At 69.7% G+C, this 13,791-nt stretch carries 13 protein-coding genes; 9 read left to right on the forward strand and 4 right to left on the reverse strand.

From position 1 onward, the window contains the following. Window positions 1-77: 77 nt before the first annotated feature. Window positions 78-635 carry a DUF3035 domain-containing protein gene (locus ACO06I_RS14615; RefSeq protein ID WP_421933291.1) on the forward strand — a complete coding sequence of 186 codons (558 nt, stop codon included), beginning with the start codon at window positions 78-80 and terminating at the stop codon, window positions 633-635. A gap of 89 nt (window positions 636-724) precedes the next feature. Continuing rightward, a complete protein-coding gene (locus ACO06I_RS14620; RefSeq protein ID WP_421933292.1) occupies window positions 725-2,140 on the forward strand; it encodes an esterase/lipase family protein in 1,416 nt (471 codons plus the stop codon). Here the strand turns inward: ACO06I_RS14620 and ACO06I_RS14625 are convergent. Together ACO06I_RS14625 and ACO06I_RS14630 are read right to left on the reverse strand one after the other, a co-directional pair. Next, a complete protein-coding gene (locus tag ACO06I_RS14625) occupies window positions 2,137-2,511 on the reverse strand; it encodes a hypothetical protein (protein ID WP_421933293.1) in 375 nt (124 codons plus the stop codon). The two genes, ACO06I_RS14620 and ACO06I_RS14625, sit on opposite strands and share 4 nt — an antisense overlap. Window positions 2,512-2,587: 76 nt before the next feature. Then, window positions 2,588-3,520 (reverse strand): TraB/GumN family protein, encoded by a 933-nt coding sequence (locus tag ACO06I_RS14630; protein ID WP_421933294.1) that lies wholly within the window; start codon window positions 3,518-3,520, stop codon window positions 2,588-2,590. Window positions 3,521-3,578: 58 nt separating this feature from the next. On the opposite strand from ACO06I_RS14630, the gene mutL reads away from it, so the two are divergent. Further along, window positions 3,579-5,423, forward strand: coding sequence for a DNA mismatch repair endonuclease MutL (gene mutL / locus ACO06I_RS14635; protein WP_421933295.1), 1,845 nt, complete (start codon window positions 3,579-3,581; stop codon window positions 5,421-5,423). Window positions 5,424-5,432: 9 nt separating this feature from the next. After that, entirely contained in the window at window positions 5,433-5,909 is a 477-nt protein-coding gene (locus ACO06I_RS14640) for a hypothetical protein (protein WP_421933296.1), read from the forward strand. A 171-nt stretch (window positions 5,910-6,080) separates the two neighbouring features. Here the strand turns inward: ACO06I_RS14640 and ACO06I_RS14645 are convergent, their stop codons facing one another. Together ACO06I_RS14645 and ACO06I_RS14650 are read right to left on the reverse strand one after the other, a co-directional pair. Continuing rightward, window positions 6,081-6,407 (reverse strand): cell division protein ZapA, encoded by a 327-nt coding sequence (locus ACO06I_RS14645; RefSeq protein WP_421933297.1) that lies wholly within the window; start codon window positions 6,405-6,407, stop codon window positions 6,081-6,083. Between the two features lie 2 nt (window positions 6,408-6,409). After that, window positions 6,410-6,721, reverse strand: a complete 312-nt coding sequence (locus ACO06I_RS14650; RefSeq protein ID WP_421933298.1) for a DUF4164 family protein — start codon at window positions 6,719-6,721, stop codon at window positions 6,410-6,412. A gap of 134 nt (window positions 6,722-6,855) precedes the next feature. On the opposite strand from ACO06I_RS14650, the gene tkt reads away from it, so the two are divergent. The 5 genes from tkt to fba all read left to right on the forward strand — a co-directional run bounded on the left by tkt (window position 6,856) and on the right by fba (window position 13,745). Continuing rightward, complete coding sequence (tkt, locus tag ACO06I_RS14655) at window positions 6,856-8,823, forward strand: transketolase (RefSeq protein WP_421933299.1); 1,968 nt, start codon at window positions 6,856-6,858, stop codon at window positions 8,821-8,823. Window positions 8,824-9,000: 177 nt separating this feature from the next. Further along, window positions 9,001-10,200, forward strand: a complete 1,200-nt coding sequence (gene purT, locus ACO06I_RS14660; protein WP_421933300.1) for a formate-dependent phosphoribosylglycinamide formyltransferase — start codon at window positions 9,001-9,003, stop codon at window positions 10,198-10,200. A 216-nt stretch (window positions 10,201-10,416) separates the two neighbouring features. Beyond that, on the forward strand, window positions 10,417-11,427 hold the full coding sequence (gene gap / locus ACO06I_RS14665; RefSeq protein WP_421933301.1) for a type I glyceraldehyde-3-phosphate dehydrogenase: 1,011 nt from the start codon (window positions 10,417-10,419) through the stop codon (window positions 11,425-11,427). Between the two features lie 11 nt (window positions 11,428-11,438). After that, window positions 11,439-12,629: a phosphoglycerate kinase gene (locus ACO06I_RS14670; RefSeq protein WP_421933302.1), complete on the forward strand. Its 1,191-nt coding sequence runs from the start codon at window positions 11,439-11,441 to the stop codon at window positions 12,627-12,629. 30 nt (window positions 12,630-12,659) lie between these two features. Next, the gene (gene fba, locus ACO06I_RS14675; RefSeq protein ID WP_421933303.1) at window positions 12,660-13,745 is read left to right on the forward strand and encodes a class II fructose-bisphosphate aldolase; all 1,086 of its coding nucleotides are present in this window, start codon (window positions 12,660-12,662) and stop codon (window positions 13,743-13,745) included. Window positions 13,746-13,791 lie beyond the last annotated feature (46 nt).

Below are 13,791 nucleotides of genomic sequence, written 5' to 3' on the forward strand. Positions count from 1 at the left end.
GCGTTGGCGCTAATCGCCGTTTGCGGTATCTCACCTATCCATCCCGGCCGGGGGCGGCCTATCGGAGCCTATAGTTGATGAGCTTGAACCGAGTGATCGTCGCGACCGCCCTGATCGGGATGGTGGGTCTCACCGGCTGCGCCTCGAGCCGCAAGGCCCTGGGCATGACCAAGGTGACCCCCGACGAGTTCCGCGTGGTCTCCAAGGCGCCCCTGGTGGTGCCGCCCGACTATTCCCTGCGCCCGCCGGCGCCGGGTGAGCCCCGTCCGCAGGAACTGCAGCCCGAGAGCGCCGCGCGCACCGCCCTGCTGGGCCGCCGCGACGCCGAGGCCCGCACCGAGGGCGAGAAGCTGCTGGTGGCCAAGGCCGGCGCCGACAAGGCCGACCCGTTGATCCGCTACGTCGTCGACGACGAGGGCGGCGACCTGGCCCACAAGGAGAAGAGCTTCGCCGACAAGGTGATGTTCTGGAAGGACAACAAGGCCAACGCCGCGGCCGCCGCCGGCGCGGGCGACAATGTCGCCGCCCCGATCGATCCCGCCGCCGAAGCCGCCAAGATCCGCGAAGTGACCGGCGACAAGCCGGTGATCATCGCCCGCGAGAAGAGCTCGCGGATCAAGCTTCCCGGTCTGTAATCGCCACGACCCCACACCTGGGGGTCTTGTCTAACGGCGATCTTTGAACGCAAACTCCACCCCAACGAGCGATTGGGGAGCGTACGGCCATGGCGTGCGTCGCGGTGCTGCACGGCTGGAGCGACAAGGGCGAGTCCTTCGGGCCGCTCCGTGACTTCCTGGCCGCCAATGGCTTCCCGAGCCAGGACGTCTTCCTCGGCAACTACATCTCGATGGACGACGACGTCCGTGTGGAGGACGTGGCCAAGCGGATGGATGTGGTCGTGCAGGGGCTCGTCGACAGCGGCAAGCTGCGCAAGCCCTTCGACCTGATCGTCCACTCCACCGGCGCCCTGGTGGCGCGCCAGTGGATGCTCAACCTGCACCAGGCGGGACGGGAGATTCCGGTCCGGCGGTTCGTGATGCTCGCCCCCGCCAATTTCGGCTCCAAGCTCGCCACGGTGGGCAAGAGCATGATCGGCCGGATCACCAAGGGGCTCTCCAACCGACTGGAGACCGGGGAGGAGATGCTTCGCGCCCTGGAGCTGGCCTCACCTTACCAGTGGGTCCTGACTCGCCAGGACCTGCTGGCGCCCCCCGGAGCGTCGGACAACAAGGGCCCCTACGGCCAGGGGGGCGTCATGCCCTTCGTCATCGTCGGCACCCGAGGCTACGATTCCGGTCCGCAACAGATCATCAATGAGAACGGGTCGGACGGCACCGTCCGCGTCCCGGCCGCGGACCTCAACGCCGTGGGCTTGACCATCGACTTCAGTCCGGAAAGCGGCGAACCGGTGATCACGCCCTGGGCCGACCGCCGCGCGGCTCACGTGCCCCTGGCGGTGCTGCCCGAGCGCGATCACAGCGAGATCACCCACCCGGAGCAGGATGGGGAGGCGGTGGCGCCCTATGCCACCCGCCTTCGGGAGCTGTTGCTTCGCGCCCTGCACTGCGAGACCGCCCAGGACTATGCCGCGATCGCCGCCGAATGGACCCAGATCAGCGACGAGACCGCCGACCTCGCCTTCCATCCGGAGCGCATCCCGCAGGTCTTCGGCGACCAGGATGATCCCAAGCCCGACCACTTCCACCGCTATGCGCAGCTGATGGTCATGGTGCGGGACGACTACGGCAACCTGGTGGGGGACTATTTCCTGGAGTTCGGGGAGCCGAAGGTGCGCAACACCAAGAGCATGATCAGCTTCCACACCGACGTGCTGGAGTCGGTGCACACCAACTCGATCCATCCGGCTTACCGGTGCTTGCTCATCGACCACACCGACCTGCTGCAGATCTTCTATGACAAGGCCAACGAACTGGCCGTCAGCATTTCGGCCGCGGCGCCGGGCCGGAACGTGAAGTACTTCGATTCCAAGACCGACACCGCGAGGGGGCAGATCAGGATTCATGCCCAGGACGTGGAGGATCGGGCGGCCCTGAAGGTGCGGCTGTACCGCAATCGAACCCACCTGATCGAGGTGATCATCCCCCGTCGCCCGATCGAGAAGGTGTTCTCGTTCCTCTAGGGCGTGGGCGCCCGGTGCTTTGGCGCTCGATGCGCCTGGAGGGTGAGGAACGCGCCCACCAGGAACAACATTCCGATGACCCCATAGGTCGATGGCGTCTCGCCGAGTTGCGGGGCCGCCGGCGCGAACATGCGCGCCAGGCCGGCCAGCAGGGCCGCCCAGCCCAGCAGGGTCACCACCACCGTCCAGCTTCGGCTCCAGACGTTGTGGGTCCGGACGATCGCCAGGCCCGCGACGAACAGCAGGACACCGTTGAGATAGACCAAGGTGGGGCTGACCCCGCTCCAGATGTCCAGATTGAGGGCCTCGGAGGCGGTGACCACCATCAGGGTCGGCCCGGCCAAGCCGGCGATGTGTCTCGGATCGGCCATCTCGCCCCCTCCGGTGTCTGCAGATCGAACCAGAGGCCGCCGGCGCATCGCCCGCCTTGACCGCGATCAAGGGCCCCTACTCCTCCCCGGGCGTCTTCACCTCGAACCCCTGGGACCTCAGCTGATCCAGCACCCCGCCCTGGGCCAGCAGGGGGCGCAGGGGCACGACGGCCACGGCGTGGCCCGGGGTCTTGAGCGCGCGAGCGATGGCGGCGGCCTGGTCGGTCTTGAAACGGGTGTCGAGGGCCAGGGCCCCCGGCGCGGCGGCCAGGCATTTCTCGAAGCCGCGCTCGGCCGTCAGGGCGCCGCGGACATCGCCCTGCGCCCAGGCCTGGGCGGCGCGGCGGGCGCCGCCGGGACCGGCCTCGGCCTCGTCGAGGGCGTCGTCCAGACAGGCCCGCTGGGCGGCCTGGGGCGTCTTCACCACCTGACCCAGCAGGGCGCCGCCGTCATAGGATTTCTCCTCCACCTTCAGCCGGCGGGCCTTGGCCAGGCGCCGCACGGTCTTGGCGGGATCGGCGGCGGTGAGCTGGGCGGCCTGGCGGTAGTCGTCCACCAGGATCAGGCCGGCGGCCAGGCCGTTCTTGACCCGGTAACGGTCGGCGGGCTTGCCGGCCTTGACGCGCACGGCGGCGAACCGGGCCCGCAGGGACGGCGCCAGGGTCTCCTCATAGGGGGTCCTGGATCTCAGCCGCAGCAGGTTGAAGGCCGCGCCGGGGACGGTGAGCAGGCTGACGCTGACCTGGTTGAAGGGCAGGATCACCCGGTTGGCGCCCTCCAGCCGACGCAGGAGCACGCTCTCGTCCCAGGGCAAGGACTTGGGCATGATCGAGGGGGCGCCCAGGACATAGACGGTGGTGTCGGCGTCGGAGACCCGCCACCAGGCCGGTCCCGGCAGGCGGCCGGTGACCACCAGCTCCTCCACCAGGGTCGCGTCGGGGTCCGGCGTCTGGGCCGCCGCGGGCGTCGCCAGCAGAAAAGCGAGGACCAGGGATCGTGCGAAGGTCATGGGCCTCATGCCGGCTGGAATCGTCCTATATATCCAGTCTGAGGACCTAGACCCCAAAATGACCATCCGCCGCCTGCCGCCCGAGACCGTGAACCGCATCGCCGCCGGCGAGGTGGTGGAGCGGCCTGCCAGCGCGGTCAAGGAACTGGTGGAGAACGCCCTGGACGCCGGGGCCACCCAGGTCGAGGTCCAGGCCGACGGCGGGGGCCTGACCCGCATCCTGGTGGCCGACGACGGCTCGGGCCTCTCGCCCCTGGAGCTGCCGCTGGCGGTGGAGCGCCACGCCACCTCCAAGCTCAGCCCCGACGACGCCGGGGACTATGACCTCCTGCACATCCACACCCTGGGCTTCCGGGGCGAGGCCCTGCCCTCCATCGGCTCGGTGGCGCGCCTGTCCATCTCGTCGCGCGCCCGGGGATCGGCCGACGCCCACGCCATCCTGGTGGAGGGCGGCGCCATGGGTGCGGTCTCGCCCTCGGCCTTCCCCGGCCCGCATGGGGCGCGGGTCGAAGTGCGCGACCTGTTCTACGCCACCCCGGCGCGGCTGAAGTTCATGAAGTCCGAGCGCTCGGAGGCCATGGCCATCGCCGAGGAGATCAAGCGCCAGGCCATGGCCCATGAGGCGGTCAGCTTCGCCCTGGATCTCGACGGCCGCCGCACCCTGCGCCTGCCCGCCGAGCGCAAGGGGCCCGAAGGACGCCTGGCCCGTCTGGCCTCGATCATGGGCCGCGAGTTCCAGGACAATGCGCTGGCCATCGACCAGGAGCGGGACGGCATCCGGCTGTCGGGGTTCGCCGGCCTGCCCACCTACAATCGCGGCAACGCCGCCCACCAGTACCTGTTCGTGAACGGCCGGCCGGTGCGCGACCGCCTGCTGCAGGGCGCCCTGCGCGGCGCCTATGCCGACTTCCTGGCCCGCGACCGCCATCCCCTGGTGGCCCTCTATCTGGAGCTCGATCCCAGCCAGGTGGACGTCAATGTCCACCCCGCCAAGGCCGAGGTGCGGTTCCGCGATCCCGCCATGGTGCGCGGCCTGATCGTCTCGGGCCTGCGCCACGTCCTGGCCGGCGCCGGGCACCGGGCCTCGACCTCCGTGGCCAGCGAGGCGCTGTCGGGCTTCCGCCCCGGCTATTCCCCTCAACCCTCGGCGGAGGGGTTCTCGGCCTGGCGCATGGGCGGCTGGGCCCAGGCGGCGGCCCAGGCGATCCCCGGCCTGACCGAGGTCTCGGCCCGCGCCGAGCTTCCCTACGAGCCCTCCAGCTATGTCCCCGGCCCCGGTCTGCGGGAGGCGCCGGCCGCCTCGGTGGTGTTCGATCCGGTGGACTTCCCGCTCGGCGCGGCCCGGGCCCAGGTGCACGAGACCTATATCGTCGCCCAGACCCGCGACGGGGTCGTCATCGTCGACCAACACGCCGCCCACGAGCGGCTGGTCTATGAGCGGATGAAGGTGGAGATGGACGAGGGCGGGGTGACCCGCCAGGCCCTGCTGCTGCCCGAGGTGGTGGAGCTCGATCCCGCCGAGGCCGAGCGGGTCATCGCCCGGGCCGACGAGCTGATGGCCCTGGGCCTCGCCGTCGAGGCCTTCGGCCCCGGCGCGGTGCTGGTGCGCGAAACGCCCGCCCTGCTGGGAGAGACCGATGTCGCCGGCCTGATCCGCGACATCGCCGACGACCTGTCGGAGAACGGCCAGGCCCTGGCGCTCAAGGAACGGCTGGCGGAGGTCTGCTCCACCATGGCCTGCCACGGCTCGGTTCGGGCGGGGCGCCGGCTGTCGGCGCCGGAGATGAACGCCCTGCTCCGCCAGATGGAGGCCACCCCCCACTCCGGCCAGTGCAACCACGGCCGGCCGACCTATGTGGAGCTGAAGCTCGCGGACATCGAGCGGCTGTTCGGGCGGCGGTAGGACCAAGCCATGCGACACAAACTCGCCCTGGCCGGCCTTGGGCTGGCGATCGTCGCGTTCGGCCCCGCCCAGGCCGCCGACTGCCGCAAGGGCGAACAGCTCATCTTCTCCTGTGCGTTCAAGGGCAAGGTGGCCTCGGTCTGCGCCACGCCGGGCCAGGCGACCTATCGCTATGGGCGTCCGGGCTCGCCGGAGATCGAGATCGCCAGCGGCGGCGGGCACGCCTTCCAAAGCGTGGTGATCGGCGGGGGCGGCGGGAGTCAGACCAGCCTGCGCTTCACCAACAAGGGCTTCAACTACATCGTCTCCTCGGGCGAGCAGGGATCGCTGCACGACGCCCCAGGCAAGACGTGGTCGGTCCTGACCATCCTGCAGGACGACAAGGTCGTCGCCTCGCGGACCTGCAAGCTGACGAGCCCCTGGGACCGCATCCAGGAGTCGGGGCTGCCCGACGATCCCGATGAGCGGTTCGTCGCCTGGTATTAGGCCGGGGCTCGGGAGGATCTTAGGTCAGCCCCCCTCTCCCACCTGTGGGAGAGGGTAGGGTGAGGGCTCTTTCTGAAGGTCCGTTCTCGCTCCAAGCGCCGTAAGACCTCCGCTGCGCGGAGGCCCCCTCACCCTACCCTCTCCCCCAAGGGGGAGAGGAGAGAACTCGCCCTACTCCGCCGCCAGCTTCTCGATGCGCTTGGCGGCGTTGTCGAGGGCCAGGGTGGCGCGCACCTCGATGCGGGCCTGATCCGACTGCATGCGGGCGAGTTCGGCCTGGACGGTGGCGAGCCTGGCCTTGGCGTCGGAGAGCTCGTCGGCCAGCAACAGGGCGCCCATCAGGAACAGCCGGGTGTCGCCCAGCTGGCCCATGTCCTGGGAGACCTGGCGGACCTGGCGGTCGAACAGGCGGGCCAGCTCGATCAGGTGCTGTTCCTGGCCGTCCTCGCAGCCGACGGTGTAGGGCCGGCCGTTCACCTCGATGATCATCTGGGCCATGACTAGGCTTCCTCGCTCTCGGGGGCGGAAACCTCATCCTGCGGCGCCTGCGCCAGCGTCGCCTGGATTTCGGCGATGGCGCGACCCAGCGCCGCAGACGCCTCGGCGCCGGCCTCCTCCAGGGCGCGCTCGCGGGCGCGGGCCCGGTCGAGCTGGTCGGCGAGCTGGGCGCGGTCCTGGTCGAACAGGCCGCCCGGCTCCTCGCCCGCCTGGGGCGCACGGGCCGCCAGACGCTGTTCCAGCTGGGCGACCGCGCGATCCAGCCGTTTTGCGGCCTGGTCGAGGGCGCTATCGCCCGCAGACTCCCGGTTCATTCGACGCTCCGAAGGTGTGACTGTTAATCTATAGACCGGGCCGGGCGGCCCCCGGAACCCGTCACGTTCCTTGACCCGATGTTGCGTGCGTGCGACCCCGCCCGCAATTCCCGTTCAGACTCACCGGAAGCCCCATGCCCGCACCGCTCCAGACCATGGCCGACGCGATCCGTGTCCTTTCCATGGACGCCGTCCACAAGGCGAAATCAGGACACCAGGGCATGCCGATGGGCATGGCCGACGTCGCCACGGTGCTCTGGACCAAGTTCCTGAAGTACGACGCGGCCAAGCCCGACTGGGCCGACCGCGACCGGTTCGTGCTGTCGGCGGGCCACGGCTCGATGCTGATCTACTCGCTGCTCCACCTCACCGGCTTCAAGGCGGTGACCATGGATCAGATCCGCAACTTCCGTCAGTGGGGCTCCAACACCCCCGGCCACCCGGAATACGGCCACACCCCCGGCGTCGAGACCACCACCGGACCCCTGGGCCAGGGCATCGCCACCGCCGTCGGCATGGCCATGGCCGAGCGCCACCTGGCCGCACGCTTCGGCGAGGACCTGGTGGACCACCGCACCTGGGTGATCGCCGGGGACGGCTGCCTGATGGAAGGAGTCAGCCACGAGGCGGCCTCCATCGCCGGGCGCTTTGGCTTGAGCAAGCTGACGGTGCTGTTCGACGACAACAACACCACCATCGACGGCGAGGCCACCATCTCGGAGACCGGCGACCAGCTGGCCCGCTTCAAGGCCTATGGCTGGGCGGTGAAGGCCGTAGACGGCCACGACTTTGGCAAGATCGCCGCGGCCCTGCGCTGGGCGACCCGCCAAGACCGGCCGACCCTGATCGCCTGCAAGACCAAGATCTCCAAGGGCGCGGGCCGCAAGGAAGGCGACCCCCACAGCCACGGCTACACCCTATTCGACGACGAGATCGCCGACGCCCGCCTAGCCATGGGCTGGAAGGACGAGCCCTTCGTGGTGCCCGACGCGGTGCTGAAGCCCTGGCGCTCGGCCGGCCGCAAGGGCGGCAAGGCCCGCAAGACCTGGCAGGGCAAGCTGGACAAGTCCGACCTGAAGGCCGAGTTCGAGCGCGCCATCAATGGCGACCTGCCGGCCGGCGCCTTCGAGCGGATCGACGCCTACATGGCCGAGGCCGCCACCTCCAAGCCCGCGGCCGCCACCCGCCAGCATTCCGGCTCGGCGCTGGAGCAGCTCGTGCCGGCGATCCCGGAGATGGTGGGGGGCTCGGCCGACCTCACCGGCTCCAACAACACCTATGTGAAGGGCGCCAAGGCCTTCGACCTGCCCGACTATTCCGGCCGCTACGTCCACTACGGCGTGCGCGAGCACGGCATGGCCGCGGCCATGAACGGCATGGCCCTGCACGGCGGGGTGATCCCCTTCTCCGGCACCTTCCTGGTGTTCTCCGACTATAGCCGCCCGGCCATCCGGCTCGGGGCCCTGATGGGGACCCGGGTGATCCACGTCATGACCCACGACTCCATCGGGGTCGGCGAGGACGGGCCGACCCACCAGCCGGTGGAGCATGTCGGCGCCCTGCGGATGATCCCCAACCTCAACGTCTATCGCCCCGCCGACGCCATCGAGGCGGCCGAGTGCTGGAAGCTGGCGCTCTCCACCAAGACCACGCCGTCGGTCATGGCCCTGTCGCGCCAGAAGGTCCCGGCGGTGCGCGACAGCGCCGCGGAGAACCTGTCGGCCAAGGGCGCCTATGAGCTGGTCGCCGCCGGCGGCCCGGCCCAGGTGACCCTCTTCGCCTCCGGCACCGAGGTCTCGGTGGCCGTCGCCGCCCGCGGCCTGCTGGAAGCCGAGGGGATCGCCACGCGGGTGGTCTCCACCCCGTGCTGGGAGCTGTTCGCCGCCCAGCCGGCGGCCTACCGCGCGCAGGTCATCGGCCAGGCGCCGGTCCGCGTCGCCGTCGAGGCCCAGGTCGGCTTCGGCTGGGAGCGGTTCATCGGCGAGGATGGGGTCTTCGTGGGCATGACCGGCTTCGGCGCCAGCGCGCCCGCCGAACGGCTCTACAAGGAGTTCGGCATCACCGCCGAGGCCGTGGCCGCCGCGGCGAAGGGCAAGCTGTAAAAGGTGTCATCCCGCATGGAGCGCGCAGCGCGGAAGTGCGGGACCCAGAGGCGCCGATCCCTCCGGCACGCCCCGCGCGTCTGGGTCCCGGACAGCCGCTGACGCGGCTTCCGGGATGACACCCTTGTTCGTGTGGTACGTGGTTTAATCCCTGACTGAACTCACCAGGAGCCTCCCATGCGCCTCGGCACGCCGCTCTCGCCCTCCGCCGTCAAGGTCATGCTGCTCGGCTGCGGGGAACTGGGCAAGGAGGTGGCGATCGAGCTGCAGCGGCTGGGCTGCGAGGTGATCGGGGTGGACCGCTACGCCGACGCGCCCGCCATGCAGGTGGCCCACCGGTCCCACGTGATCGCCATGACCGACGCGGCCGCCCTGCGCGCCGTGGTGGAGCTGGAGCGCCCGCACCTGATCGTGCCGGAGATCGAGGCCATCGCCACCGACGAGCTGGTGCGGATCGAGGCCGAGGGCCTGGCCACGGTGATCCCCACGGCGCGGGCCGCCCAGCTGACCATGAACCGCGAGGGCATCCGCCGGCTGGCCGCCGAGGAACTCGGCCTGCCCACGAGCGCCTATGCGTTCGCGTCCACCGAGGCCGAGCTGGCTGAGGCGGCGAACGGCGTGACCGGCTTCCCCTGCTTCGTGAAGCCGGTGATGAGCTCGTCGGGCAAGGGCCAGTCCTATGTGGAGCGCGCCGAGGACATTCCCGCCGCCTGGAAATACGCCCTGGAGGGCGGCCGGGTGGAGCAGCCCCGGGTGATCGTCGAGGGCCGGGTCGCCTTCGACTTCGAGATCACCCAGCTCACCGTCCGCTATCGCGGCCCCGAGGGAACCACCCTGACCGCCTTCTGCGCCCCCATCGGCCACCGCCAGGTGAAGGGCGACTATGTCGAGAGCTGGCAGCCCCAGGCCATGAGCCCCGCCGCCCTGGCGCGGTCCCGCGAGATCGCCGAAGTGGTGACCGGATCCCTGGGCGGGCTGGGACTGTTCGGGGTGGAGCTGTTCGTGAAGGGCGACGAGGTGTGGTTCTCCGAGGTCAGCCCCCGGCCCCACGACACCGGCCTGGTGACGCTCGCCACCCAGGTGCAGAGCGAGTTCGCCCTGCATGCGCGCGCCATCCTCGGCCTGCCGGTGGACGTCAGCCTGCGCGAGCCCGGCGCCAGCGCGGTGATCTATGGCGGGATGGAGGGCCGGGGCGTGGCCTATGAGGGCGTCGCCCAGGCGCTCAGCGTGCCCGGCGCGGACCTGCGCCTGTTCGGCAAGCCCGAGGCCTTCGAGCGCCGCCGTATGGGGGTCGCCCTGGCCCGCGCCGCCGACACCGACACCGCGCGCGCCAACGCCAAGCTGGCCGCCGACCGGGTGGCGGTGGTCCAGGGCTGACCCCGACGCGGCCTTCCGCGGAGGAAACCCCTGAAGATCATATAATTAGCCGGATCGGCCGTCCGAGGGACGCTGTTCGCGCGCGCGCGGCCGGAAATCCAGGGTCAGACACACTTTGCGGCAAGACTTGATCGGTCCAGGGGTTGACTCAAGCGCCCCCAACCCGAAAAACCGCGCCCAAATCCAAGTATCGGTTCAGCACTCGAGGAGATCTCCATGACCGTCCGCGTCGCCATCAATGGGTTCGGCCGCATCGGCAGGAACGTCCTGCGCTCGCTCGTCGAACATGGCCGCACGGACATCGAGGTCGTGGCCATCAATGACCTGGGCCCGGTGGAGACCAACGCCCACCTGCTGCGCTATGACAGCGTGCACGGCCGCTTCCCGGGCGTGGTGACCGTCGACGGCGACACGATCGATCTCGGCCATGGCAAGATCAAGGTCACCGCGATCCGCAACCCGGCCGAACTGCCGCACAAGGAGCTCGGCGTCGACATCGCCTTCGAGTGCACCGGCCTCTTCACCACCAAGGAGAAGGCCGCCGCCCACCTGACCGCCGGCGCCAAGCGCGTCCTGGTCTCGGCCCCCTGCACCGACGCCGACAAGACCATCGTCTATGGCGTCAACCACGACACCCTGACCGCCGAGGACCTGATCGTCTCCAACGCGTCCTGCACCACCAACTGCCTGGCGCCGGTCGCCCACGTGCTGCAGGCCCTGTGCGGCATCGAGCGTGGCTACATGACCACGATCCACTCCTACACCGGCGACCAGCCGACCCTGGATACGATGCACTCCGACCTGTACCGCGCGCGGGCCGCGGCCATGTCGATGATCCCCACCTCCACCGGCGCCGCCAAGGCGCTGGGCCTGGTGATCCCGGCCCTGAAGGGCAAGCTGGACGGCTCCTCCATCCGCGTCCCGACCCCCAACGTCTCGGTGGTGGACCTGACCTTCGTGCCCAGCAAGACCACCACGGTGGAGGCCATCAACGCCGCCTTCGAGGCCGCCGCGGCCTCGGGCCAGCTCAAGGGCGTCCTGGCCGTCACCAAGGACCCGCTGGTCTCCATCGACTTCAACCACGCCCCGGCCTCCTCGACGGTGGCCCTGCCCCAGACCCAGATCGTCGACGGCGGCCTGTGCCGGGTGCTGTCCTGGTACGACAACGAGTGGGGCTTCTCGACCCGCATGAGCGACACCGCCGTGGCCATGGCGAAACTGATCTAAGAGATCAGATCATGACCTTCCGGACCCTCGACGACGCCGACCTGAAGGGCCGACGCGCCCTGGTTCGCGTGGACTTCAATGTGCCGATGCACGACGGCGCGGTGTCGGACGACACCCGCCTGCGCGCGGCGGTCCCCACCATCGAGAAGCTGCGGGCCGGCGGGGCCAAGGTGATCCTGCTGGCCCACTTCGACCGGCCCAAGGGCAAGGTGGTCCCGTCCATGAGCCTGGAGCCCATCGCGCCCGCGCTCGCCAAGGTGCTGGGGGCGCCCGTCGCCTTCGGCCCCGACTGCGTGGGTCCGGCGGCGGCCTCGGCCGTCGCGGCCCTGAAGGCGGGCGATGTCCTGCTGCTGGAGAACGTCCGCTTCCATGCGGGCGAGGAGAGCAACGATCCCGACTTCGCCAAGGCGCTGGCCGCCAACGGTGATCTCTATGTGAACGACGCCTTCTCCGCCGCCCACCGGGCGCACGCCTCCACGGCGGCCCTGGCCCACCTGCTGCCGGCCTATGCGGGCGAGCAGATGCGCCTGGAGCTGACCGCCCTGGACAAGGCGCTGGGCCATCCCGAGCGGCCGGTGATGGGCATCGTCGGCGGCTCCAAGGTCTCCAGCAAGCTCGACCTGCTGCGCAACCTGGTGACCCGGCTGGACAAGCTGGCCATCGGCGGCGGCATGGCCAACACCTTCCTCTACGCCCAGGGCCACGACGTCGGACTGTCCTATTGCGAGAAGGACCTGGCCGAGACGGCCCGCGACATCATCCGCCTGGCCGGCCAGAACAACTGCAAGCTCTTCCTGCCGCTGGACATCGTGGTGGCCGAGACCCTGGCCCCCGGCGCCGCGGCCCGGGTGCGCGGCCTGGGCGAGGTGGATGAGCACGAGCGCATCCTCGACGCCGGCCCCGAGACCGTGGAGCGGCTGTGCCGAGCCATGGACAACTCCAAGACCCTGATCTGGAACGGCCCGCTCGGCGTGTTCGAGATGCCGCCCTTCGACAAGGGCACGGTGAGCGCGGCGCGCTACGCGGCCAGCCTGGCCAAGGCCGGCAAGTTGGTGGCGGTGGCCGGCGGTGGTGATACTGTGGCGGCTCTGAATGCGGCCGGCTGCGCGGATGACTTTACTTTTGTCTCCACGGCGGGCGGCGCGTTTCTTGAATGGATGGAAGGCAAGGAACTGCCCGGCGTGGCGGCTCTCGCCATTTAGACTAACGATTTTGATGGAGCGCGGGGACACATGGCCCGGGTCACACTGAGACAACTTCTCGATCACGCCGCCGAGCATGGCTACGGCGTGCCGGCGTTCAATATCAACAACATGGAACAGGCCCTGGCGATCATGGAGGCCGCGGAGGCCACCGACTCGCCGGTGATCATGCAGGCGTCGCGCGGCGCCCGGTCTTATGCGAACGACATCGTGCTGAAGCACCTGATCGACGCCATGGCCGAGATGTACCCGCACATCCCGATCTGCATGCACCAGGACCACGGGAACAACGAGGCCACCTGCGCCACCGCGATCCAGTACGGCTTCACCTCGGTGATGATGGACGGCTCGCTCAAGGCCGACGGCAAGACGCCCGCCGACTACGACTACAACGTCAGGGTGACCCGCAACGTGGTGGACATGGCCCACTGGGTCGGCGCCAGCGTCGAGGGCGAGCTGGGCGTGCTGGGCAGCCTCGAGACCGGCATGGGCGAGAAGGAGGACGGCCACGGCTTCGAGGGCAAGCTCGGCCACGACCAGCTGCTCACCGATCCCGACCAGGCCGTCGAGTTCGTGAAGGCCACCGAAGTCGATGCGCTGGCCATCGCCATGGGCACCAGCCACGGCGCCTACAAGTTCACCCGCAAGCCGGACGGCGACGTCCTGGCCATGGGGGTGATCGAGGAGATCCATCGCCGCCTGCCCAACACCCACCTGGTGATGCACGGCTCCTCGTCGGTGCCGCAGGACCTGCAGGACCTCATCAACCAGTACGGCGGCGAGATGCCCCAGACCTGGGGCGTGCCGGTGGAGGAGATCCAGCGCGGCATCAAGCACGGCGTGCGCAAGATCAACATCGACACCGACAACCGGATGGCCATCACCGCCGCGATCCGCAAGGTGTTCGTCGAGAAGCCCGGTGAGTTCGACCCGCGCGGCTACCTGAAGCCCGCCAAGGAAGCGATGCGCAAGATCTGCGTCCAACGCTTCGAGGAGTTCGGCACCGCGGGCCACGCCTCCAGCATCAAGGCGATCCCGCTCTCGGACATGGCCAAGCGCTACGCCTCGGGCGAACTGGCCCCGAAGATCGGCGTCTCCCGCCAGGCCGCGGAGTAGCTCGACCTCTCAGTTGTCACCACGACCGAAGCCGCCGCTCGCCAGA

Origin of the sequence: Phenylobacterium sp., from assembly GCF_965229015.1 — a bacterium.
GTDB lineage: Bacteria > Pseudomonadota > Alphaproteobacteria > Caulobacterales > Caulobacteraceae > Phenylobacterium.

What these genes read in the sequence shown, in the direction of transcription:
- ACO06I_RS14650 (WP_421933298.1), bottom strand. Translation starts at nt 6,721, where the DNA reads ATGAACCGGGAGTCTGCGGGCGATAGCGCCCTCGACCAGGCCGCAAAA.
- ACO06I_RS14615 (WP_421933291.1), top strand. Translation starts at nt 78, where the DNA reads ATGAGCTTGAACCGAGTGATCGTCGCGACCGCCCTGATCGGGATGGTG.
- ACO06I_RS14640 (WP_421933296.1), top strand. Translation starts at nt 5,433, where the DNA reads ATGCGACACAAACTCGCCCTGGCCGGCCTTGGGCTGGCGATCGTCGCG.
- ACO06I_RS14625 (WP_421933293.1), bottom strand. Translation starts at nt 2,511, where the DNA reads ATGGCCGATCCGAGACACATCGCCGGCTTGGCCGGGCCGACCCTGATG.
- gap (WP_421933301.1), top strand. Translation starts at nt 10,417, where the DNA reads ATGACCGTCCGCGTCGCCATCAATGGGTTCGGCCGCATCGGCAGGAAC.
- fba (WP_421933303.1), top strand. Translation starts at nt 12,660, where the DNA reads ATGGCCCGGGTCACACTGAGACAACTTCTCGATCACGCCGCCGAGCAT.
- ACO06I_RS14670 (WP_421933302.1), top strand. Translation starts at nt 11,439, where the DNA reads ATGACCTTCCGGACCCTCGACGACGCCGACCTGAAGGGCCGACGCGCC.
- ACO06I_RS14645 (WP_421933297.1), bottom strand. Translation starts at nt 6,407, where the DNA reads ATGGCCCAGATGATCATCGAGGTGAACGGCCGGCCCTACACCGTCGGC.
- ACO06I_RS14630 (WP_421933294.1), bottom strand. Translation starts at nt 3,520, where the DNA reads ATGACCTTCGCACGATCCCTGGTCCTCGCTTTTCTGCTGGCGACGCCC.
- ACO06I_RS14620 (WP_421933292.1), top strand. Translation starts at nt 725, where the DNA reads ATGGCGTGCGTCGCGGTGCTGCACGGCTGGAGCGACAAGGGCGAGTCC.
- purT (WP_421933300.1), top strand. Translation starts at nt 9,001, where the DNA reads ATGCGCCTCGGCACGCCGCTCTCGCCCTCCGCCGTCAAGGTCATGCTG.
- tkt (WP_421933299.1), top strand. Translation starts at nt 6,856, where the DNA reads ATGCCCGCACCGCTCCAGACCATGGCCGACGCGATCCGTGTCCTTTCC.
- mutL (WP_421933295.1), top strand. Translation starts at nt 3,579, where the DNA reads ATGACCATCCGCCGCCTGCCGCCCGAGACCGTGAACCGCATCGCCGCC.